The sequence below is a fragment of the Paenibacillus sp. Soil787 genome, assembly GCF_001429545.1.
In the GTDB taxonomy this organism is placed as follows: domain Bacteria; phylum Bacillota; class Bacilli; order Paenibacillales; family NBRC-103111; genus Paenibacillus_E.
This window is the reverse complement of the sequence record NZ_LMSP01000005.1, coordinates 62934-86189: the sequence shown is the minus strand read 5'-3', so window position 1 is coordinate 86189 and position 23256 is coordinate 62934. Positions and strand designations below refer to the sequence as shown.

Sequence of the window (23256 nt, the reverse complement as noted above, 5' to 3'; positions counted from 1 at the left end):
TCTCTTTCTATCTTTTAAAAATACTTCATTTATTTCATACATAATTTCACTTTCGTAGCGCCTGGATGATTTTGACGAAATCCTCGGTTGCTAAGCCGGCTGCTTTTTCCTCGGCATCCTTCCCTTGACGAACACCAGTGAAAATACGATCAACTAAAGCTTTCTTAACTTCCTTACGCTCCATCTCCTCAAAAATTTCTAGATATGGATCATCGTGGCTAATTGTAACTGCATATATCGATTGTCACGCTCATTAATGTCATGCTTGGCGGCTTGTCTGGCAAAATAAGTTACAGCTGCAGAGATTGCAAATGTGGCCACCCATTTTGAAGCTACCGCGGTCCAGTTTACCTCCGCAGGGACATGGAGGGAATTCCATAGAGCACTCGAAATCAAACCAACAAAAGATATTCCGGTCAACCAGTAGAATAAGTTCTTTGTCCTTCTAGCCTTGTCTGCTTCTATTTTGTAACCAGCGGCATGGCTATTGATAGACATGTTGCCAAGTATGCTTTTAGCGTTTTCCTGGTACTCAGCTAGTTTCTTAATTATATCATCACCTTTGGAAACCAATGCCAACTGTAATTTTTCAATTAAAAGTATCTTTTCTTCATCGTTAGCTAGCATTTTTGCTGTTGTTTCTTCCGCACTTTGCTGTAGCTGAGTCATAAAATCGGATACCTTACTTTCTAAAGCCGTGAAAAAACTGTCGAAGTCTTCCTGTCGCACTTGTTCATTATCTTTGAAAGCCTCTTCCCGCTTGCCTTCATTTAGTGTGAACTGGCGTTGAAACTCTGCTGAAATTCCATCTACACGAACCTGTTCTGTTTCTATCCTCCGCTTGCGTCGGCCTCCTTCTGAGCATAACGCATGTGCTGTGAGAGCGATTGACGTAGTGAAACAGCAGAATCTTTAACTGTTTCATATTCTTCTGGCCCTATAGGTATATATATACTTCTTAAAATACTACATATAGCGTCAATATGATTTAATGCAGCACTCAGTTGCCTAGAGCTTCGTGACCTTTTGTACTCTTGGACATAAGATAAAATATTATCTAAATTTCCCTAGGCTGTATCCAAATTGGAACTCGGTACTAAATACGGATCCGCCTTGCTCAGTATCGTTTGCAGCATAGATAAAACATAGTGGATGCGGTCGAGCTGCATCTCGTCTTGCTCTGGAACAGAATCCATAAGTCTTGCCTCAGAAACCGTTTGGGTTGTAGTACTGAGTTTATCATGAACAAAATGCCTCTCGTATAAAGCCAAATGGCTCATTTCTAGCACCTCAACCTGTGAAATTTGTCGATATATTGATATATTACCATAATATTGGGTAGATGTTGGAGGAAATAAACCTATTCTCATTGTTATCATTTTAATCGATACAAGCGAAAAGCACCCACGATAATTGTGAGTGCTCGTTACTTCTTATTGGTTTCTTTTGGCTCTGTTTTATCGCCTGCAGGTTTCGTGATAACGATATCTCCTTCATTCCAAATGAACCTATCATCGCGAATATCTTTTTTATCCGTCAGCCTTCATCACCTCGGCAATAATTGTTTTATAACCTTTTCATAAAACCGATGGCTCCAGCTCTTTGACCCTACGATAAAAGGTATTATCACTCATACCTAGCGCCTTATATGCTGCTGTTGCTGTTATTTGTCCAGACTTCCACGCTTTGTACTGCTCCTTAAATGCAGCTGACACTTCTTACGTATACCTACATTTTCCAACATAGGACGAGGATTGTAAGCAACCAATTATCGTTTCTATTCTAAATCCAAATCATCGACCCGTAGCGTTTTAGGATAAGTAGTCTTTCTAATAATCCAAATATACATAAATATTAACAAAGCATAAAATATCCCGAGAATGATGAATAACCACTTTAATGTTACTGGCATTTGGTTGCTAAAAATACCGGCTAAAATTGATACAGAACCAAAAAAGACCATTGTCCCTAACTTAGAAAAGTTACTTAAATTTAGATTAAAGCCAAAAATACGATATGTTGTTTTCTCATTAATATCAATCATTCTCCCACGATCTGTAACACCTTTTGGAATACCTTTTATGGTCCCTTTAATATGTGGATATTTTTTTTGATCCGTGTGTAGTAATTCTATTACAGCACCATCATTAGGATCTAAAAAATCAAAATCAACGTTAACTAAATTAGAACACTCAGTATCTAGTTGAACGGATAATTTATTGATTCTACGATTCTCTTTAATTATATTTGTTCTAAGAATTTGTGTACCTTCGGAAAATTCGAGTCTAAGCCTATCGTCCTTAATGTTATCGTTCCCATTTACAGTAGAAGTACCAGAGTTCCATAATACTATATAGCTTTTTGTAAGCCTAGGCACACTAATCCCTTTATACAATATATCTACATCATCAGATAGAGATTTTCTTTTTCCGATAAGTCTTATAAAGCTTGTTTTAATAGAGAGCTGATTTTTAACACGCGTAAACTTATAGAACACTATGGAAAAAATGATGCCAACTGCTCCAATAAAGGATCCAATCCAACCTTGATTAAAAAAATCCATTACTTTCATTTATTTTGATCCCCTTTTTATTTTAATAAAAAAAGATTATCACCTTTCACCCCAAATTGGAACATTTTTCCGATAAACACCGCACTAACACCCAAGCTTTTCAGCTATGGAGCTGGTTTCATCTGCCTATCACTTCTCAAGCATAACTTAATGGCATTCTTACGGTCTTGGCTCCTTTCTTAAGTACATTCAATCACCCAAAAATGTTGAATTTTGTACAGAAGTACTTCCCCTTAACGGTGCGGCGGATCCCTTAAACATAATATTTTTTAGCCTATGACAAAAAGAACGTTTATGCATCAATTATGCAAATACTCTAATATCAGTGGTTATGGGTTTCTAGCTTTCTCACCAAATCTGAGAATTTACCAGTAAAAACTACTTTTTTGCTTTGTTATACAGGCTTTATGCAATAAAAAGCACCACTTGGGTGCTTAGTCTGTAATGTCAAATATGTTGTGGCAACTGTAACAAGTAATTATTAGCCTAGAATCCGTTACACATCTTCGTCGAACTCAAAATCAACACTAATTTTAGAATTTGGGATTATACCGTCGGATTTGTAACCACCGCGCAATTCAGCCTTTTCTCCACAACTTGCACAGATCAAATCAAAACCTTTCATTTTTTCCATCCCATTCCTACATTTTCCAAAAAAAGAAGGGGGAATGTAAACTATGAATTGTATTAGTCTTAGTTAGTAGTACGACGGATTCGATGTGTGTCGTATGCGGAAACATATCCACCGGCTGTGCCTCGACGACGTTGTAACCTCCGTCGACGAGCACGCGCAAGTCGCGCGCAAGTGTCGATGCGCTGCACGACACGTACACGACGCGCCGCGGCTGCAGCTCGAGGATCGTCGCCAGCAGCGCCGGATCGCAGCCCTTGCGGGGCGGGTCCACCACGATCACGTCGGGCCGGACGCCCTGACGTGTCCACTCGGGGAGGACCACTTCCGCGGGGCCTGCCTCGAAATGCACGTTCGTCATGCCGTTTAACTCGGCATTCTTCCGTGCATCCGCGATCGCCTCTTCGACGATCTCGACACCGTACACCTGTCCCGCGCGCTGCGCTAGGAACAGGGAGATCGTCCCGATGCCGCAGTAGGCATCGACTACCGTCTCGCCGCCAGTCAGCGCGGCGTACTCAAGTGCCTTCCCGTACAAGACTTCCGTCTGGACGGGGTTCACTTGATAAAAAGATCGCGAGGAAATTGCAAATTTCACATCGCCGATATAGTCATAGATGACCTCGCTGCCCCACAGGACGCGAGTCTCTTCCCCAAAAATAACATTCGTCTGTTTCACATTAATGTTATGGCAAATGCTCTTCACGCCGGGCAGCGCAGCCCGAATACCAGCGACCCACTCGGCCACACGAGGAATCTCCACACCATTGGTCACCAAAACGACCATGATCTCCCCCGTGCGGAAGCCGACTTTGACGACGACGTGGCGAAGCAGTCCGTCATTGCGCTCTTCATTATAAGCGCGAATACCAAGCCGCACGCCGATCTCTTTGACACGAGCAACGACTTCGTCGTTCGACTCATGTTGGATCAAACACTCATCCATATTGATGATGCGATGGCTTCCCTGCGCATAGAATCCGCCGATGAGTCCACCCTGCTCTTCTCCAAAAGGAACCTGCGCCTTGTTCCGATACCGCCATGGATCGGTCATCCCCAGCGTGGGATGAACAATAATCCCTTCATCAGAAGCACCAGCATCAAGATGACCTATTGTTGGCTCCCCCACAACCTGCAGCTTCCCAATCCGCTGCAAATTATCCACAACCTGCTGGCGCTTCACACGAAGCTGCGCCTCATAACTTAGGTGCTGCAGCTGACAGCCGCCACATTCCTCATATATCCCACAATCCGGAACGACCCGATCCGGACTCACCTCCAGCACTTCCACAAGTGCAGCATACCCATACTGCTTCTTCAAATGCTCCACCCGTACAAGCGCGCGCTCACCAGGCAGCGCACCAGCGACAAAAAGGGTAAAGCCGTTCACACGGCCCACCCCTTCGCCATCATGGCTGATCCCAATGATTTCAGCCTCATATTGCTGCCCAATCTGCACCGGCAGATCCGCCATCCAAGCCGGAGCCGCCTTCGCGACGGAATTCCCTATCTTTCCAGAACTCCCTGTATTCCCCGTCCTACCGGAATTCCCTCTATTCCCTGCCGTCCCTGTCTTCCCAGTTCCTCTATCTTTACCTGACACAGAGCCAGATTTACCTTTTGCTCTCATAAGACCCTCACTTTAATAAAAACCTAAAATTAAACAATCTTTCTTAGTAGCTAGACTGGTTGAATTACTCCTGATCCCCATTCCCTCTCAATTGAAACGGCGTGGCCAACGTCTCTAGGAACGTCTTCTTATAAATCGACTGCCCCGACTCATCCACAATAATCTGCAAATGACTCTTCAGATTCGTCATCACACAAGGCAGTGTGCCCCCGAACTCCCCATCCAGATTCAACTGGACGTAGTCCGGCGAATTAATCTCGATATGATTCGTTTGGAAATAAATCAGATTCGGATCATTCAAATGTTCGCCGCGCAATGCGAGCGTAACCACTCTTATGAACTCAGCAAGATTACACTTGCGCAGTATCAACACGTCAAAAAGTCCATCATTCATACTAGCTTCCGGAGCCAACTTCTCGAAGCCACCGACGGAGTTGGAGTTGCCGACAAGGAACATCATGACTTCCTCATGAAGCTCCAGATCGCCTGCCTTGACGTATAGCTCAATCGGCTTCAGCCTAGGCAGCTTCTCCAGTCCCTTCATATAATAGGCCAACTGGCCGATCACGGTCTTGAGCTTGCTCGGGACTTCGTAGGTCAGCTCGGTCATTGAACCGCCGCCGGCGATATTAATGAAGTAGCGGTTGTTGATTTTGCCTACATCGATGTCGGTTGTGTACTGCTGAGTGATCAGGTCGCAGGCGTACTCCAAATTCTTAGGAATGCCGAGCGCCCTGGCAAAATCGTTGGTCGTTCCCAGCGGCAAAATGCCCAGCGGGGGCCTGCCTTCCCTCTCGGCCATGCCGTTGACGACTTCGCACAGGGTGCCGTCGCCGCCTGCAGCGATGATTAGATCGAAGCCTCGGCTAACGGCCTGTGCCGCTGCGAGTGTGGCGTCGCCTTCACCGATGGTGGCGTGAGCGGATGTTTCGAAGCCGCCGCGCTCTAGGCGCTGAAGTATTTCTGGCAAACGTTTTTTCATTTCTTCCCGGCCAGAAGTCGGATTATAGATCAGCCTTGCTCTTTTGACCATTGTGTCTCATCACCTGTTTCGCCTTCTGCGATTTCTGAAGCAATCTGCTTCTCGATCCATTTGGAAATTAGCGGACTAGGCAGCAGCGCCCGTCCATTGTACCGATATTCGAACCCTTCCATGCGGGAAGGGATGACTTGCGTCGTGAAATAGCCTTCACTTAGAAAAAGCGGTGCAACGACAACTGCGTGGTCAGGTTTCTTCTGGGCCCACCAGGTCATCTTCTGTTTCACTTGATCTGGCAAAAGCATAGCGACATCCGCCTCGTCGTAGCCGCCTAACGCTTTCAACCGCTCTGCGAGCAGCTCTAAGCCTTGGCGCCATTTGAGATGGAAGCCTTCTTCCTTACTTCCGTGACCGATGAGCAGGACGATTTCCTGACTTGGCGATTCGGAAAGCTCTTTGATTTTCGCATATATAATCTCAGCAATAACGGGGTCGTCATCGATCGGCGATGTGAAATGAATGCGCGCCTTGATATCAAAAGGTTCCATATCTGTCTCGAGCAGTGGCTGCTCAATCACACCTAGGGCGTAGCTGATTTCATCAATATGTGTACTCCCAGAGGACACGAACAGTGGAACGACGATGATATCGGTCACGCCTTGCGCCTCTAAGCTATAAATACCATCTTGAATTAATCGGCCTTCCACCAACTCCAGATAAGAAGCGTAGATCGGAACATTCATCGGCATCCTGACCGCAGTCACGGCATCATCGACCAGCTGAACCCAGCCCTCATCGCGAGATCCATGGCTTATGACTAGCACACCATACTCACTCATTATATTTTCCCCACCCGTTCTAACCATGCCTATAATTCCTATGCTAACGAATGTGTTCACACATGTCAATTGACCTGCAAATAAACAGGAAAAATCCCGCATTACGCAAGGTAACGCAGGATCTTGAATTCTTTTTTGAACAGCCGACTAATTAACGACCTAAACGATCCAGCGTCAGCACGTAGCCGTCGTTTCCGTAGTTTAGGCATCTTTTGACACGAGAAATGGTTGCTGTTGATGCGCCCGTCTCGGCTTCGATCTGGTTATAGGTACAGCCCTTGCGCAGCATGCGAGCAACTTCTAGGCGTTGGGAAAGCGATTGAATCTCGTTCACTGTGCATAAGTCATCAAAAAAGACATAGCACTCTTCAATATCTTTGAGCGTCAGCACGGCTTCAAAAAGCTGGTCTATTGCTTTATCATTTAATTTTTTTAATTGCATAGGTTGTCAACTCCCGGTAGAAAAGCATGTTAGCTTATAAGATCAGTTTAAGCTCTGTGTATCATTCGACACTTGACGAATAATTCCTTCCTTTAGCTTTGCGAAACGTTAAAATTTCTATGCGTTAATGAGGTGAATTGTGACAATTAACTAGACCCGTGACATTCGTCCATACCAACGGTAGGCAAGTGACATATCCTGTAGGAGACAAATTTGATAAAAAGGATCGTGAATCCTAGTGACTAACCAAAGACAAATCATTGGCAATGGCGGTATTCGCCCTGAGGTGCATACAAGAAGCTTCACTTTACCTACTCAACTCGGGGATGGCGGCTTCGGGCAATATCCCGGCTTAGGCGGTGGCGGCAATTTATTTTCACAAGGCGGAGGATTTCCTGCTCCTTTCGATGGAGGTGGCAATCTCTTCGGTGGCCCCAGCGGCGGTAATGCGGGTGGCGGATTTTTTGGCGGTGGTGGAAATCCTAGCGGCGCAGGTGGTGGCGGTGGTGGCGGTTTTCTCAGCAACCTCTTAGGTGGCGGCGGCGGTGGAGCTGCAGGTGGGGCCTCGTCTAACCCGCTTAGCGGCTTGAATTTGAAGCAAATCTCCAGCTTCGTTGAACGTATGGGTGGTATTGACGGCATCCTCGGCACAATGGGCAAGGTCCAGAAATTCATGAGCACGTTTCAACAAATGGCACCTATGGTGAAAACTATTTTGAGTTCGATTGGCAAAGGAAAAGTGAATTCATCTGCTGACTTGGAAGAAATCATTAAACCCAAACGCAAACGCCGTAAGAAAACAAGCTCAGGCCCTAGAAGAAAAGGAGCTTCCAAAACTGCCTTAACCAAACGTAAACGCCGATAAGATTATCCTATACGGATTACTCTCAGGTCAACCTCTAGTCATACGCAGGTCAAAATAGTTCCAAGGATAAACGACTCCGCCGTCCTTCAGGGACGAGCGCGTTTGTCAAGACTGATGACGCGAAGTGTAATAAAGCTTATACTTTCTGGCAAAAAAGCGCACGAGAACAGCCGCCTCGTCTTGGTTCTAAACCCAAGCAGGGCGGCTTCTCTGCGCCTATCTAGTGCTATTCCATTTTCAGCGCTGTGCCCTCCGGCACGATTTGGACCCAAGTGTTGCCCGGCAGCAGCGGCACTTCCTTGCCACCCTCCGCATAGGCGCGAAGCATGCCATTTTTGCGTTCCCAGGTGATCTGCTGCGATTTACCCTCTTGCAAAATCACACCTTTACCGGGTCCGAATACGTCGACTTCACGTCGCCCCTCTTTGTCTACAATCTTATGCTTGCTCTCGAGTACGAGCAGATTTTTGGTTTGCAGCTGTTTGCCCGTCTCCCTGTCGAGATGCGGCTTGCCTTCCATGCTGCGCTTGTATACACCTTCAGCGGCATTGTATTCATAGGAAACGAAATACCCTTGAATATAAGGAATTTGAATATAATTCACGGCTGCGCCGGCAAGCTTACTTTGACCCTCCTTGGCAAAAGTGAGCAGCGGTCCGTTCCACTCGGAACGGAATTTGCGCGCCTCGGCGCCTTGCTTCATTTTATCCACAGAGGTATAGAGATTGTGCGGTGCCTTGCGATCGCTCGCGCGCCAGTAGTAGGCGCCATCGCCGTACACCTCATCGAGATGGGCCAGCTTGCGGCCTGCCATCATATCCATCGCTTCCTGACTCCAGCCGGCATGGACGATAACCGCATCGAGCGCGTCGCCGATCTCCACGAAATAAGGTCGAATGCTGCGCACGGGACCAATGGTCTTCGCTGCTTGGCTCTGGAAAACGGAGACGAATCTCGTAATCTCGCCCTCTGCGAGGATCTCATAGACGATGTCCGCTTGATCTAGGCCGGTTTGGGGCCTGGCTTGCGGGGCATTTTCGACCATGACCATGAAGGGCCGGCTCTTCACTTCTTTATCGGTAGGCAAACCCGTTAACGGGAATTTGTACGGTTGCTCCGTCTCCACAGCTGTGACTGTAGGTTTGGAAGGTGGCGATGCGGCGGCGGACGTGGCTTCAGCGGCATTCGGGCTGGCAGGTGGCAAGGAGGCAGGCGTATCGCTGCAACCGACAATGGTTATGACAGAGCATCCAAGGACGAGCCAGGCTCTAAGTTTTTTTCGGCGAAATATAGGCAATGATTTCAACAGGGCTGCACCTCTTCTCTTAATCGTTCTAGTAAATATATATGCTAGTGATGCGATAGATAGAAGACTTTTTGTGCTGTGGGTCAAAAGGTAGTTGGACCCGCGTCTATGATATAGTAGGGAGAGAGGGATTATGTGTTAGCTGCTTGGTAAGTGTGATGTGCGTGTAAACCGGATTGCTTCCGGTTGCTGGATTGGCTTGTTTGTTGGAGTGCTTCTGGTTGCGGATGATCGATATGGTTGCTGGAGTGCTTCTGGTTGCGGATGATCGACATGGTTGCTGGAGTGCTTCCGGTTGCTGGATTGGCTTGTTTGTTGGAGTGCTTCTGGTTACGGGTGATCGACATGGTTGCTGGAGTGCTTCTGGTTGCGTGATGGGTGTGTTTAAACAAGTTAATGCATTTTGTGCATCAAATTCGGCGCAAACAGGCGTTTTCAGTAGATTTGCTGCAAAAACTACAGCTAATTTCTTCATAACAAGTTTATTTGGCCGAAATGTGCCATATTTGCTGCACTTTTTGCAGCTTCTACCTAATGAAACGGTCTGACCACCGGAATTAGATGCACTTTTTGCATCACACTATTCACCTATTCCCCACTCGCCAAAAAGGAGGCTATTCCATGACCATGCTCACCGATGACCAAGCCATCGTATTGTTCGACGGGGTCTGCAATCTGTGCAGCGGAGCTGTTCAGTTCATTCTGCGGAACGACCCGAAGGGCATTTTCCGCTTCGCTTCCTTGCAATCGGATAGCGGCCAAAAGCTGCTCGAGCAGCACAATCTGCCTACGGATATCATCAGTACGATCGTCCTGATTGAGGGCGGCCGCTCCTATACCCGTTCGACTGCTGCGCTGCGCATTGCCCGCCGTTTGCGTGGCGCTTGGCCCCTAGCCTATGCGGCCATCATCATTCCCGCTCCGCTGAGGAATCTTGGTTATTCGTTCGTGGCGCGCAATCGATATCGCTGGTTCGGCAAGGCCGAGCACTGCATGCTGCCCAAGCCTGAGTTCAAGGCGCGATTCCTGGATTAGCGAGCAGCATGATTTTCGCGTAGTTTTCGCTCCGGCTCCATCCGAATCTCGCTCGGTTTTTCGCTGTTTCGCTCGGTTTCCATCCGATTCTCGCTTAATTTCACGCTGTTTCTCGCTCAGTTTCTGCACCTTCACTCGCTTTCCATATGTGACTCACGTTCCATCTCTGTTCCAGTGCAAATTGAGCAGCCCCATTTCATCCTATTCAGTCCGACTACGACTTCCTCATCCCGCCAAACATCCAACAGCACAAGCTCAGCGAGCCCATCTGGAAGCTATGATGCAGCAGCTTCGCCCTGCGTGCAGTGTCTGCCGTACCTAGTGCAAGCAGCAAAGGCACAAAATGCTCCGGCGTCGGAACCGCCTCACGCGCGTTAGGCGCTCTTTCGTCGTATCGAACCAGCGCATCCAAATTCCACGTCTCCAGCTGCTCCGCCAACCACTCATCGAATTCCACCGCCCATACCTGCGGCACAGGGTTATTCCGATCCAGTCTGCGCAAGTTGTGAACCGTCCCTCCGCTGCCGAGGATAAGAACATCCTCTTCCCGCAAAGGGCCTAATGCTGCACCAATGCGATAATGCTCTTCCGCCGTCAGACGCGGATTCACAGAGAGCGCCACCACCGGTATCTGCGCATCCGGATACATGATATGCAGCGGTGCCCACGCCCCGTGATCCAAGCCTCGCTCATCATCGAGCTCACAACGAATGCCCTCTTCCTGAAACAGTCGCTGTATATGTAAGCTTAGCGTCAAATCCCCTTTTGCTGGATACTTAATGTTATAAAGCTTTTCTGAAAAACCCGAGAAATCATAGATCGTATCCAGATGAACCGCCGAGCTAATCTTCTGCACGGGACTTTCCCAATGTGCGCTGAACAGCACGATGGCTTTGGGCGCAGGAATGCTCTTGGCCAGCTTCTGCAAAAACTCGGTATAAGCATGCTGCTCGATCGCCAAACTCGGTGCTCCATGGGCAATGAAAAAAGATGGCAGCATGGCAGATCCCCCTTCTTCCTAAATGGTAACTTTTTACCAATATACTATACATTATACGCCTTTGGGCACAAATAAAACCTGACCGATGGCCAGGTTCTTGTCTAAAGCTACGTTTGAGCATGGGGAACGAGCTTCTCTTTGCTATCACTCGCTCGTTTAGATACCAATCCACCAGCTGCTCGTCTGTAAAGATGAAATACATCGTTAGAGACACGATTCCACATCCCCTTGCATCTGTAACGATGAAAAACATCTTTACAGCCTCGCTCAGCGCATATAATTGCTTTTTTCTCGTTTGTAACAATGCAAAACATCGTTTTACATCGTTACCGAGGCGGCTTCTGAGGTTTTACCCTACATGAGTGAGTTTGGTTGAAGTTAATGATGTTTTTCATCGTTAAGTTTGGGTGAGATGGAGAACTAGCTACTTTAATGATGTTTTACATCGTTACCGAGGCGGTTTTACCCTACATGAGTGAGTTTGGTCGAAGTTAATGATGTTTTCATCGCTAAGTAGGAGTGAGATGGAGAACTAGCTACTTTAATGATGTTTTACATCGTTACCGAGGAGGTTTTACCCTACATGAGTGAGTTTGGTCGAAGTTAATGATGTTTTTCATCGCTAAGTAGGGGTGAGATGGAGAACTAGCTACTTTAAGGATGTTTTTCATCGTTACCGAGGCGGTTTTACCCTACATGAGTGAGTTTGGTTGAAGTTAATGATGTTTTTCATCGTTAAGTTGGGGTGAGATGGAGAACTAGCTACTTTAATGATGTTATTCATCGTTACCGAGGCGGTTTTACCCTATAAGAGTGAGTTTGGTTGAAATTAATGATGTTTTTCATCGTTAAGTTTGGGTGAAATGGAGAACTAGCTACTTTAATAATGTTTTACATCGTTACCGAGGCGGTTTTACCCTATAAGAGTAAGTTTGGTCTAAGTTAATGATGTTTCATCGTTAAAGTTGGGGTGAGATGGAGAACTAGCTACTTTAAGGATGTTTTACATGCAAAACATCGTTACAGCTTGTGCACTGGCTGTAGGTTAACCGCCCTGATAGGGGAGGCTCATCGGCTTTTCAAAAACTGCTCAATCCCATCTGCGATACCTTGGGCTAGCTTCTTCTGGTATGACGCTTCGGACATCAGCTCATCTTCTTCCGGATTGGTCATGAAGCCAAGCTCGACCAGCACGACTGGCACTTTGGACCAATTGAAGCCTGATAAGTCGCTGCGTGCTGATAATCCTCTTCCAGCCGTGTCAGTCGCAGCCTTCAGATGCTCTAGAATAAAGCCAGCAGCTTCATGGCTTTCTGATGCGATGGGCTTTACCGCCGCTGAGGAGGCCGACGGATACAACACCGAAAACCCTTTGGTTTTCGGTGAAGAATCGCCATCCGCATGAATGCGCACAGCCAGCGCTGCTCCTGCTTCGTTCGCCATATCCGCGCGCTGCTTGTTGCTGATATCGACCTCATGCGACTCGCGGGTCATCGCAACTTCTATGCCGCGGCGGACCAGCTCGTCCTTGATCAGCAGGGATACCTCCAAATTGAGGATATATTCCGGTTTTTTCGTTCGTACGCCAACCGTGCCGGAGCTGACTTTCGGCTTGGTTTCACGCGTATCCGGACCTACCGACTCAGGAGCATTATTCCCATAACGCTGATGTCCGGGATCCAGCATGACGAGCTTCCCTTGGTGTGGCGTGGCAGCGGTTTTGGAAGCCGCGGGCTCTGTTCTAGGCTTTGTTGCATCTGCTGCAGGCTTCTGTAATGGTTTCTCGGCAGTAGAACTCTCCGCTACCGCCTGCATGGTCACACTACTCGTAACCACAGGCGATTCGTTGTTTACTCTGGGCGTTTCGTTATTTACTCTTGGCGTTTCCTTGTTTACGATAGGCGATTCCTGCAGTATAGCCGGTCTATCCAATACTTGCTGCGTACAACCAGCTGCAACCACTACAAAGACCATCCATACAACTACACTCATGAAAGCCATACACGGCATCCAGTTTTTTGCTACCTTCACGGTTCTCCGCCTTTCTTGTTGTTACTTTCACACGGTTCTCCGCCTTCATCTTACTGGTTCTTCGCCCTAAGCGAATCGCCCGATGCATGAAACAAACATCTCCTGCCAAAACTATCCTCAATATAAAAAATTTAGAGGAGGTACTCACATGAATACTTTCTGGAGCTTCATTTCTCACCACTGGTTATCGATTGCTTTAATCGTTGGTGTACTCGTTGCCTTTTGGTACGTATACAAAGACAAGGACAAGTATATCAGAGGCACCGATGATAATTAAATGATCTTAACTTATTATACCTTAAATACTTTGACGACCTCTTGGAGCTCGTCAGCCATTTTGGACAACGATTGGAAAGCTGCGCTAACTTCTTTCATGGAAGCAAGCTGCTGCTCAGCTGCTGCGGCTATGCTGTGTGTGCTCTCTAGCGTTTTACTGAAAATAGCACAAATTTTTTATTGTTAAGGTCATTCCATGCTACTCGACCTTATTTAGTTGTTTATGTATCGTGAAAATAAAAAACACAGCCTTTTAACGTACAAAAGGTTGTGTTTCTGCTTTAATATGTACGGTCTGTCCTAGCGGACGCCTCCCATCCTTTACCAGTCAAAATAAATCGGATTCGTTAACGCAGCCATAAGGGTCATGTTGACCCCATCGAAATGCCGCCAAACTTCAGCGCGTACAAACGTTGTTCCCTGTGCGTCAAAATAGATGGCAATCACCCCGTCTGAGGACACTAGTACTTCCTTTTCCAATCTGTTGTTGCTGAACAGTTTGATCTTATCTCCGGCCATCAAATCCTCGGCTTGCAAACACACTTCTCTGTTTTTCTCTCCTGCTGGAACAATATCTCCAACCCGATATGAGCCGCAGTTCAGTTCAACAAAGGGCCCGTTTGGCGCATAAGTAATCACCACATGACCCAGCCCAATGGCGCTCAAAATGCCATCCACGGTTTTCTCAGTAGCGTACACCCAAGTACATGGCATCGCATGCTTCACATACGGATCGGGACGATGGGTATCGCTGCCGCCAACAGCAACAAGCCTTCTACCAGAGACGAGTTGACTATGCCACCAATTCAGCGCTCTAACATTCCGCTCGGTAAAAGGGCCATTCCATATTTCTACCCAGTCGTGGTCTACACCCAAATCCCATTCCCACGGGCAATACTCGCAGTGCGGATGATTGATCACGATTTTGGCTCCGTTAGCACGGGCTTCGGCAATCTTGGCATTGACGTCTTCCTGACCCTTCACCCGGAAATCACGGATTGGATCGGTAACGCCCAAGAAATTGCTGTGTCCGAAATTCGTTGTAAATTCCATTCCCGGTATCATGACAACGCTTGTATGGCGCGGGTAGGTCATGTTTTGGCTGACTGTATTGTGATCCGTCATGGCGATGAAATCACAGCCGAGTTCCTCCATCCTTGCCGCATTCTCTTCCAGTGTAAAAGTGCCGTCGCTGTTCACGCTATGCGTATGTAGATCGCCTTTCAGCCAGCGAGGTGTCTTATAAAGAAACTCGATGGTAATGGTAACGGAACAACCTTCCTGCGGTACCTTGTAGGCATTATGCAGGACCGCCCAGTTTCCCGGTGCTAAGTCACCCGACAAATAGCCGGGAGTTGATTGTTCCTGTCCGAGTCGAAATGCTTTGCGCGCTCCTCCGCTCCAGCCTCTCACTCTTTCGGTGTCCCTCAGGCCTAAATCGATTACGGCCTTCTGCTCACCGTGTGATTCGATCACGTAAGTGACCACAATTTCCTCGACATGCTCGGGCATTTTAAAAGGCACTTCGATATAGGTGCTTTGCTCCGAATGAGCAATTTTTCGCGTAATTGTTGTAACGGAACGTCTTCTTTCCACCTGTTTCATCTGTCGCTCTCCTTGTTCTGCGGGAGTATTCATTCTTTTACAGAACCCAGCATGATGCCATGTATAAAATACTTTTGCAGAAACGGATAAACGATCAGAATCGGCACCATCGAAACCACGATTTTGGCAGCGTTGAGTGTCTTATCCGATACTTTCATCAGTAACTCAAGCTTAGTCGAATCAAGTTCCAACACATTCTGGTTGACGACGAGCTGCTGAATATACGTTTGCAGCGGATAGTTTTCCGCACTGCGCATAAAGATCATGCCGTCAAAGAACGAATTCCAGTGACCGACAATACTGAATAAAGTGACAGTAGCCATCGCTGGCAGCGAAAGCGGTAGATAAACTTTGACCATCATGTACCAAGGTCCCGCACCGTCCATGTAACCCGCGTCACTCAGCTCCTTCGGCAGGTTCCGGAAGAAGTTCATTAACAAAATAACGTTAAAAACCGGCACCGCGCCCGGCAGTACCAGAGCCCAGATGGAGTTAAACATCCCTAAAGATTTTACGGTCAAATATAACGGAATAATCCCGCCGCTGAACAGCATCGTAAACAGCATGAACCACATATACACGTTCCGGTACGGGAATTCCTTGCTGCTTCTCGACAACGGATACGCCATCATAACGGTCAATACGAAATTGATTCCCCCGCCCAGCAAAACCCGTTTGACAGAAACTAAGAACGCATTGAAAAAATACGGTTCTTCCAAAATTTTACGATACGATTCCAAAGAAAAGCCAACAGGCCAAAACTTAACGAATCCCCCAGCCGCTGCCGCGTTGTCGCTAAACGAGACGGAGAACACGTGCACAACAGGCGCGAGCGACATGGCTGAGATGACTAGCATCACTAGGATTAGAGCTGCTTCGGTTATACGGGCCGAAATCGTTTTATTACGTACCACTGGCATTCACCTGCTTCATCAGAAAATTCTGTAGTTCGCGTACGTATAGGCAACTCTGTAAGAAATAAAGATGAGAATGAAACCGATCACCGATTTCAACAAACCGACGGCCGTAGCTAAGCCATATTGAGCCTGCACAAGTCCAACCCGGTACACATACGTATCGATAATATCGCCGGACTCGTAGACAAGCGGATTATACAAATTGAAAATTTGATCAAACCCTGCGTTCAAAATATTGCCTATGCTCAAAGTAGCCAGCAAAACAACCGTAGGAACCAAGCTCGGCAGCGTCACATAAACCAATTGTTTCAGTCTATTAGCTCCGTCCATTTCGGCCGCTTCATAGAGGGATGGGTTAATGCCAGCTAGTGCAGCCAAATAAATAATGGCAGCAAATCCGAATTCTTTCCAAATGTCTGTACTGACGACAATGCCAGGAAACAAGCTGTTCTTTGCCATAAACATAACAGGCTCGAAACCTAACGCTTTCAACGCATGGTTGATAATGCCATCGAGCGACAGCATATCCATCACAACCCCCGCCAAGATAACCCAGGATATAAAATGTGGCAGGTACACAACCGTCTGCACCCATCTTTTGAATATCCGAAATCTAATCTCATTGAGTAGAATGGCAAATGTAAGCGGAATGAAGAGGTGTGCAATAATTTTACAAACGGCAATAAATACCGTATTGAAGAAAATAACTTTACTGTCTCTCAGTTGAAACATGTACGTAAAATTTTCTAAGCCGATCCAGGGGGAGTCCCATATGCCCAACCCGATCTTGAAATCTTGGAACGCAATCGCGATTCCGAACATCGGCACCAGATGAAAAATAATGAGAAGCACGATACCCGGCAGAAGCATCAAATGGTAGTGCTTGTAAAACGATTTTATGTTCATAAGCGATACACCTCTGTTCAAACTTATCCATTTTGATTGTAGAAAGAGCGCACCACCATTCGGTTAGGCGATGCGCTCTTTTCATTACACGTTACTTTTTGGACTTGTTGATTTCATCCGTTACTTCTTTCGTGATTTCGTCGCCGCCTTGCGCTTTCCAATCGGTAACGAACTTATCAAACGAATCAAGGGGCTTCTCGCCCATTACGATGCCGAAGAACGTTTCATTCTCTAATTTTTGCAGATTAACCCATTTTCTTTCCATCGTTTTCGTATTAGCTGTAAATTCGCTGTACACCTTATTCATATTCTGCTTCAGCAAATCTGCTGGAACGGTGTATCCGAAATATCCTGACCAATCTTTCAGATCTGCTTTCGGATTGGCTTTATCGCGAGTTGCCTTCGCAAACATTTCTTTCATTTCCGGATTCAGCTCTTCAGGCTTGATCTGTCCGCCCATAGCCTTTTTCAATGTATCGGATTTTCGCTCCACAGCATCCGCATAATCATAGGTGGAATTTCCAATCGGCCAGTACTCGGCGCTTACCGTGAAGTCTAATTTCAAAGCGTCCGGATCTACTTTACGCTGAGCATTGATAAACGTGTTCGCATAAATCATAGCCGCTTCCGGATTCTTAATCCCTTTCTTCACCACAATAAACTGTGTGCTTACCGGCACCATCATCGTGTTCACTGTCCCTTTGGCATCAGGGATCAAATAAGGCACGAAATCAACCTTCGGATTAAGCTTCATAGCATCAGAAACTAACCCGCCGGACCACCAAGGTCCGAAGAACATACCCGCTTTGCCGGATACGATATTCTCGTTCGGATCTTTGCGCAAAGCAAATTCCTTATCAACTGCGCCTACAGCATACATGTCACGCAGCTTGCCGAGCGCTTGCTTCGTTTCAGGAAGAATCGAAGCGTAAACGACCTTGCCGGAGCTATCCTTGATCCAGTTGGAAGGATACGCGCCGAACGCCTGGAAAATACCTTTGAAGTCGCCTCGTTGCGCTTTACCGCTTACCGTTAATGCTTTCTCGAAACCAGCGATTCCAATGGTATCCGCTTTGCCATTCCCGTCTGGATCTTTCTCTACGAAAGCTTTGGCGATCGCAACGACATCGTCCATCGATTTTGGCGGCTGGAGTCCTAACTTATCCATCCAGTCCTTGCGTACCCACGCCATACTTGCAGCATCCGCTTGTACGCTAATATTCGGAATACCCATCATTTTACCTTTATAGGTTGCTTTCTCAATCGCCTTGTTGTTCGTTGATGCATACAATTCCTTGGCTAATGGGGAAGCATACTTGTCATATACTTTGCTTAAATCCTCAATTTGTCCGGCTTCGGCGAGGGAAAGGAAGATTTGCTCGTTTACCAGCATAACATCCGGCAGATCATTGCTCGCGATGGCCAGTTTCATCTTTTGCTCATAGTCCTGTGAAGCTGCATACCATAAAATTTTAAAGTTGATATTTGTTTTTTGTGAGATATATTTCATGTATTGGTTGCTTTCGACTGTATCGCCAGCAGGTAGCTTTGCGCCTGGGCTTAAGCTTTTGAAGGTGGTCACTTCGATCGGATTAGGCATCTTAAAAGGGTCCACTTTAACGTTCGGAATAGCAGCTTGCCCGCCGCCATCCTTGCTGGTCCCTGCGGTATTGCTTGAACATGCCGTCATCAGAACAACCAATGCCATCATAGAAATTAGCGTTGTTTTCTTTGTCATATTGCCCCTCCTCATTAATAACCCTGCACTTACATTTTAAAGAAAATGCAAGACATTCGGGTCAGTTAATGTCTCACGTTTAGGAGCAAATCATCTCTTAAATCAGCATTCCGGGAACGTTTAGGAGACAAAAGTGCACTTCTTTGGAGACGATTTGTGTTACTGTCGTTTGAGATAAGCCCGAATTTATCTCTGGCTCTTGCGAAACTCACCGGGCAGCATCCCCGTCAACTCACGGAATACTTTGCCAAAATATTTTTCATTCGGATAACCAGCCTGCGTGGCGATCCAACCAATTGTTTTCCCTGTCTGACTAAGCAGATCTTTCGCGTGATTCACTCGCACTTCCCGGATAAAATCGTTAAACGTTTTCCCGGCAATATCCCGAAAGCAGCGGCTGAAATAGCTGCGGCTCATGTTCACCCTTTTCGCGATGTCCGGCAGAAGAAGCTCATTTTGAAACTCTTGATGAATAATGTCTACGGCCTTCCAAATACTCGCTTTCACTTCCGGCGAATACGGCCCCTCATCCTCTTCGGCAAACAGATGGTTCTCCACCTTCGTTTCCCTTGTTCGTACATGCTGCTCCTGCATTTTCTCTACAATTCTTCTTAATATTTCGTCCATCTGCTCATGTTCAAGCTCGACCTTGGTCATATAATCCAGCGCCCCTAGGCGAAGCGCTTCCTGAATCAGTTCAAAATCCTGATGAAACGTCAATACGACCATGCTAATATCCCGATAACGTTCTTTCACACACCTCATCAAATCTATACCTGACATGACAGGCATCGCCAAATCGGTTATGAGCAAGTCCACCTGATTATTCTCCAGAAACTCCAACGCTTTTTTACCGTTACCGGCTTCCCCTACGACCTCTAGATTATGCTCACGCCAAGGCATCATCGCGATGAAGCCTTTACGCACCAAGTGATCATCGTCCACAACCATAACTTTTATCATCCGAGTATACCTCCTATTGGAAGACGAAGTATGATCGTCGTTCCTGAGCCGATTGTGCTTTTAATATGAAAACTCGCGGCTGCTCCGAATTGGAACTTCACCATCCGGTTTACATATTGCAGCCCGATTCCCATACCTACCTTCTTCTTCTCCAACGTGTTCTCGCTCATTAATTGAACAATTTCTTCCTCTGTCATCCCGTCTCCATTATCTCTAACTTCTATTATGACATGCGACTCGCCGTCTTCTATGACACTGACTTCGATCACGCCTTTATCTTCCAAACCATGATACAATGCATTTTCAACAAGCGGCTGCAAAATGAACCTTGGAACCGGCAGCTCAAGCGCCTTGGAATCGGCGTGGATATTCACATCAAAGTGGAAATTATAACGGATGCCTTGCAGCTCAACATAATTTTTCAAAGCCTCAATCTCATCTTTAATTCTGGCAGGGCCGCCTTTACCGAGATTATAATAGAGCACTTTGTTTAGCGTCGATACCAAGCGGTCAATATCTTTCTGCCCATTGGCACGAGCCAGCCAGCGTATGGTATCGAGCGTATTATGAATGAAATGAGGATTGATTTGCGTCATTAACTTCTCGACTTCGAGAAATGCTTTGCCTTGTTCCTTCTGCTCCACCTCGCCGATTAATTCGAAGATGCGCCTTCGCATTTCGGCAAACTCTTTATAAATAACGGCAAACTCCAGGATCTGAGATTGTCTTCTCGGGAAAACCTCGTTGTTGCTTTTTACATTGCGAATATCCGTACTCAGCAGCTTGAGCGGACGGTATACCGTTCGCCAAATCAGCCAGGCAATAAAGAAGCTTGCTATAAGCGTTAAGATGGCAAAGAAAGCGAACTGCTTGATCCACCTATTTACTTCGAGGTTGTACACGGATTTAGGGACAGCAGCCAATACCTTCCAAGATTGATTGCTGGTCTCCTCAAACATCATATATTTGCTGTCTTTATTCGATTGGTTATTGGCACTATACAGCACGCCGACAGGAAAATCAGTTGAATTCTCGCTATAAACAATTTGGCCATGATGATCGACGATAAGATGTACCAAGTTGCCGCCGAATTGATCGTTGTCTTTGAGTATGCTTTCGGCCAATTTAAAATTAGTTTCAATATAGACATACACATCGTCACGATCCGGCAGCTCGACTTTGCGCAGTATGGACAGTACTTCATTGCCGTCGATCGGGTTTAAAGAAAGATGCGGTCCCATATAAGTAAGTTTGTCGAATTTGATAAGTATAGGCAGCTGCTTAAGGTCATAATCGTCACGAACGTTAAAATTCTCAAATAATACCTGCTTGTCATTCTCAAAGTAATAAAACATTAGTCCAAGGGTCGGGTTCGTAAAATGAATCAAGCCTAACTCACTTCTGATCTCGTCGTTCAATCTTTTCTTTTCATATAAATCAGCGGATAAATAGTTCTCTAGGTTTTTACCAACCCTCCCGTCAAAGGCGAGCTGCTGAGAAGCGTGATTTAACTGACCGAGCGTATCTTCAAGCAATAGCCTTACTTGGTGCAAATTACTTTGGACCCCGCCCTCTGCTTTATTTTGTAAAATTGCATACATGGAGAAATAGGAAATACTCCCAATGAGAATTAAGGGTGCAAGTGAGCTGATAAACAGGATCAGGATTAGACGATATTTCAACGAATACGGCTTCGGATGTAAACCTGTAATTTTATGTATTCTCATGATTCAGCCTCGCTTTTTTTGTTAATCAGGTTAACCTTCTACACAATTCGAGAATGATCAGCAAGGAATAAACTATACGGCTAGTTGCCTAACATTGCCTAGTATACCTAACATATAAAACGCTTACAACGGTCAATTAATTGCATATTTTTTTAAGACTGACCCATCAACATACAGCTGTTGAGTAAGGAATAGGTTCGAAATCAACTTCAGATTCATCTTTCCCGGATAAAGGACTGGAGCGACGTTAATCCCCGAAAAAGAGTGAATTTGAAAATCTAATGTCCAAATAGGCAGTTAACGGCATGTAGGAGACTGTCTATTCATTGTACGGTGAATAGACAGCCTCCCCAGGTCCGTTAAACGTCTATTTCCGGTTGGTTTCATTAGCTGTATGCGTTAATTGGTCTGTCGTAGTTTTTTTTACAAACGGACTCAGAAAAACGAAAAAAGCACAACCTTTTGATAAACAAAAGGCTGTGCTTTATAGGCTTACGCTATTTCAAAGCTTTCATTGCAATATCCGTGCGGTAATGCTTCCCGTCAAAATGAATCCGATCCGCATCCGCGTAAGCTTTCTGACGAGCTTCGATGATATCCTTGCCAAGGCCTGTGATTCCAAGAACGCGTCCGCCATTGGTGACAATTTGTCCGTCTTCGATGGCTGTCCCCGCGTGGAACACAAGGGAATCCTGCACCTGATCCAAACCAGTAATCGGCAGCCCTTTAGGGTAAGGACCCGGGTAGCCTGGTGAAGCTACAATCACACAAACTGCCGCTTCCTCGCTCCACTCGATTGGCTGGTCAGCCAACGTTCCGTTATTGATAGCTAGGAAAATATCGAGAAGATCAGTTTTGAGGCGAGGTAAAATGACCTGCGTCTCTGGATCACCGAAACGAGCATTAAACTCGATTGTTTTCACGCCATTCGGGGTCAAAATCAAACCGGCATACAGCACGCCCTTGAAGGGACGGCCCTCTTTTACCATCGCATCCGCTGTAGGTTGAACGATGTTCACAAGTGCTTCCTGCACGATGGACTCAGGGATATGCGGCAGCGGGGAGTACGTACCCATTCCGCCTGTATTTGGCCCTTTGTCGTTATCAAAAACAGGCTTATGATCCTGCGATGGTACCATGAGGCGAACCGTGGACCCATCAACGAAAGCTAGCAGGGACATTTCTTGTCCTGTCAGGAACTCCTCAATGACCACGCTCGCGCCTGCGGATTTACCGAACACCTGACCTACCATGATGTCTTTAAGCGCTGCTTCTGCTTCTTCCATGGTTTGTGCAACGGTAACACCTTTACCAGCGGCTAAGCCATCTGCTTTGATAACAATCGGCGCCGATTGACTGCGCAAATAAGCAAGAGCTGGCTCATACGCATCGAAAGACTCGTAAGCTGCCGTAGGGATGCTGTAATTCTTCAAAAGCTCCTTCATAAACACCTTGCTGCCCTCAATAATCGCCGCATTCGCGCGAGGTCCGAAAGCCTCGATACCCTTGGACTCCAAGTGATCAACCAAACCTGCTGCTAATGGATCGTCAGGTGCTACCATCACGAGGTCAATCGCCTGCTCCTTCGCAAAAGTACTGATCTCCTCGAATTGCAGTTCCGTAATCGGCACACATTCCGCTAAGCCGGCAATCCCGCCGTTCCCTGGTGCGCAGAACAGCTTGCTGATTTTTGGGCTTTTGCTGAGTGCCCACACAATCGCATGCTCGCGTCCGCCACGTCCAATAACTAATACACGCATCGTTTTGGAAACCCCTCTCATGGGGAATGCCCAC

23 protein-coding genes are annotated in these 23256 nt (G+C 46.6%); 3 read left to right on the top strand and 20 right to left on the bottom strand.

Annotated features, from left to right (window positions below; genetic code table 11):
- Nucleotides 1-46 precede the first annotated feature (46 nt).
- The 9 genes from ASG93_RS34935 to ASG93_RS08275 form a co-directional block, all read right to left on the bottom strand.
- A complete protein-coding gene (locus ASG93_RS34935; protein ID WP_156410848.1) occupies nucleotides 47-184 on the bottom strand; it encodes a hypothetical protein in 138 nt (45 codons plus the stop codon).
- 14 nt (nucleotides 185-198) lie between these two features.
- On the bottom strand, nucleotides 199-729 hold the full coding sequence (locus tag ASG93_RS08305) for a hypothetical protein (RefSeq protein WP_056830749.1): 531 nt from the start codon (nucleotides 727-729) through the stop codon (nucleotides 199-201).
- 338 nt (nucleotides 730-1067) lie between these two features.
- Entirely contained in the window at nucleotides 1068-1280 is a 213-nt protein-coding gene (locus ASG93_RS08300; protein WP_056830747.1) for a hypothetical protein, read from the bottom strand.
- A 497-nt stretch (nucleotides 1281-1777) separates the two neighbouring features.
- The gene (locus ASG93_RS08295) at nucleotides 1778-2572 is read right to left on the bottom strand and encodes a hypothetical protein (protein ID WP_056830744.1); all 795 of its coding nucleotides are present in this window, start codon (nucleotides 2570-2572) and stop codon (nucleotides 1778-1780) included.
- A 496-nt stretch (nucleotides 2573-3068) separates the two neighbouring features.
- Entirely contained in the window at nucleotides 3069-3206 is a 138-nt protein-coding gene (locus ASG93_RS35720; protein WP_162262838.1) for a hypothetical protein, read from the bottom strand.
- 7 nt (nucleotides 3207-3213) lie between these two features.
- Nucleotides 3214-4677, bottom strand: a complete 1464-nt coding sequence (rlmD, locus tag ASG93_RS08290) for a 23S rRNA (uracil(1939)-C(5))-methyltransferase RlmD (protein WP_235550782.1) — start codon at nucleotides 4675-4677, stop codon at nucleotides 3214-3216.
- 220 nt (nucleotides 4678-4897) lie between these two features.
- Nucleotides 4898-5866, bottom strand: a complete 969-nt coding sequence (locus ASG93_RS08285) for a diacylglycerol kinase (protein WP_056830740.1) — start codon at nucleotides 5864-5866, stop codon at nucleotides 4898-4900.
- Nucleotides 5845-6651, bottom strand: a complete 807-nt coding sequence (locus tag ASG93_RS08280; protein ID WP_056830738.1) for a sirohydrochlorin chelatase — start codon at nucleotides 6649-6651, stop codon at nucleotides 5845-5847. The genes ASG93_RS08285 and ASG93_RS08280 overlap by 22 nt, the downstream gene beginning before the upstream one ends.
- Before the next feature lie 151 nt (nucleotides 6652-6802).
- On the bottom strand, nucleotides 6803-7093 hold the full coding sequence (locus tag ASG93_RS08275) for a YerC/YecD family TrpR-related protein (protein ID WP_029198698.1): 291 nt from the start codon (nucleotides 7091-7093) through the stop codon (nucleotides 6803-6805).
- Nucleotides 7094-7331: 238 nt separating this feature from the next.
- Here ASG93_RS08275 and ASG93_RS34930 point away from each other — a divergent pair, with 238 nt between their 5' ends.
- The gene (locus ASG93_RS34930; protein WP_056830736.1) at nucleotides 7332-7958 is read left to right on the top strand and encodes a hypothetical protein; all 627 of its coding nucleotides are present in this window, start codon (nucleotides 7332-7334) and stop codon (nucleotides 7956-7958) included.
- A gap of 226 nt (nucleotides 7959-8184) precedes the next feature.
- Here ASG93_RS34930 and ASG93_RS08265 read toward each other — a convergent pair whose 3' ends face one another.
- Together ASG93_RS08265 and ASG93_RS34925 are read right to left on the bottom strand one after the other, a co-directional pair.
- On the bottom strand, nucleotides 8185-9351 hold the full coding sequence (locus ASG93_RS08265; RefSeq protein WP_156410847.1) for a DUF3048 domain-containing protein: 1167 nt from the start codon (nucleotides 9349-9351) through the stop codon (nucleotides 8185-8187).
- Between the two features lie 44 nt (nucleotides 9352-9395).
- Nucleotides 9396-9611 (bottom strand): hypothetical protein, encoded by a 216-nt coding sequence (locus ASG93_RS34925; protein ID WP_156410846.1) that lies wholly within the window; start codon nucleotides 9609-9611, stop codon nucleotides 9396-9398.
- A gap of 274 nt (nucleotides 9612-9885) precedes the next feature.
- On the opposite strand from ASG93_RS34925, the gene ASG93_RS08250 reads away from it, so the two are divergent.
- Nucleotides 9886-10299 (top strand): thiol-disulfide oxidoreductase DCC family protein, encoded by a 414-nt coding sequence (locus tag ASG93_RS08250; RefSeq protein ID WP_056830729.1) that lies wholly within the window; start codon nucleotides 9886-9888, stop codon nucleotides 10297-10299.
- A gap of 214 nt (nucleotides 10300-10513) precedes the next feature.
- Here ASG93_RS08250 and ASG93_RS08245 read toward each other — a convergent pair whose 3' ends face one another.
- Nucleotides 10514-11299, bottom strand: a complete 786-nt coding sequence (locus ASG93_RS08245; protein WP_056830727.1) for a DODA-type extradiol aromatic ring-opening family dioxygenase — start codon at nucleotides 11297-11299, stop codon at nucleotides 10514-10516.
- Nucleotides 11300-12367: 1068 nt separating this feature from the next.
- On the bottom strand, nucleotides 12368-13330 hold the full coding sequence (locus ASG93_RS08240) for an N-acetylmuramoyl-L-alanine amidase family protein (RefSeq protein WP_082614786.1): 963 nt from the start codon (nucleotides 13328-13330) through the stop codon (nucleotides 12368-12370).
- Between the two features lie 148 nt (nucleotides 13331-13478).
- Between ASG93_RS08240 and ASG93_RS36765 the strand changes: the two genes are divergently transcribed.
- Nucleotides 13479-13607, top strand: a complete 129-nt coding sequence (locus ASG93_RS36765) for a hypothetical protein (RefSeq protein WP_268795995.1) — start codon at nucleotides 13479-13481, stop codon at nucleotides 13605-13607.
- A 320-nt stretch (nucleotides 13608-13927) separates the two neighbouring features.
- Here ASG93_RS36765 and ASG93_RS08235 read toward each other — a convergent pair whose 3' ends face one another.
- From ASG93_RS08235 to purD, 7 genes are all read right to left on the bottom strand, one after another.
- Complete coding sequence (locus ASG93_RS08235; RefSeq protein WP_056830723.1) at nucleotides 13928-15211, bottom strand: CehA/McbA family metallohydrolase; 1284 nt, start codon at nucleotides 15209-15211, stop codon at nucleotides 13928-13930.
- Nucleotides 15212-15240: 29 nt separating this feature from the next.
- Nucleotides 15241-16125: a carbohydrate ABC transporter permease gene (locus ASG93_RS08230; protein ID WP_056830883.1), complete on the bottom strand. Its 885-nt coding sequence runs from the start codon at nucleotides 16123-16125 to the stop codon at nucleotides 15241-15243.
- A gap of 18 nt (nucleotides 16126-16143) precedes the next feature.
- Nucleotides 16144-17034, bottom strand: coding sequence for an ABC transporter permease (locus ASG93_RS08225; RefSeq protein WP_056830721.1), 891 nt, complete (start codon nucleotides 17032-17034; stop codon nucleotides 16144-16146).
- Nucleotides 17035-17125: 91 nt separating this feature from the next.
- Nucleotides 17126-18772, bottom strand: coding sequence for an extracellular solute-binding protein (locus ASG93_RS08220; RefSeq protein ID WP_056830719.1), 1647 nt, complete (start codon nucleotides 18770-18772; stop codon nucleotides 17126-17128).
- Nucleotides 18773-18958: 186 nt separating this feature from the next.
- On the bottom strand, nucleotides 18959-19735 hold the full coding sequence (locus ASG93_RS08215) for a response regulator transcription factor (protein WP_056830718.1): 777 nt from the start codon (nucleotides 19733-19735) through the stop codon (nucleotides 18959-18961).
- Nucleotides 19732-21462 (bottom strand): sensor histidine kinase, encoded by a 1731-nt coding sequence (locus ASG93_RS08210; protein ID WP_056830716.1) that lies wholly within the window; start codon nucleotides 21460-21462, stop codon nucleotides 19732-19734. The genes ASG93_RS08215 and ASG93_RS08210 overlap by 4 nt, the downstream gene beginning before the upstream one ends.
- 497 nt (nucleotides 21463-21959) lie before the next feature.
- Nucleotides 21960-23222 (bottom strand): phosphoribosylamine--glycine ligase, encoded by a 1263-nt coding sequence (gene purD / locus ASG93_RS08205; RefSeq protein ID WP_056830714.1) that lies wholly within the window; start codon nucleotides 23220-23222, stop codon nucleotides 21960-21962.
- Between the last annotated feature and the right edge of the window lie 34 nt (nucleotides 23223-23256).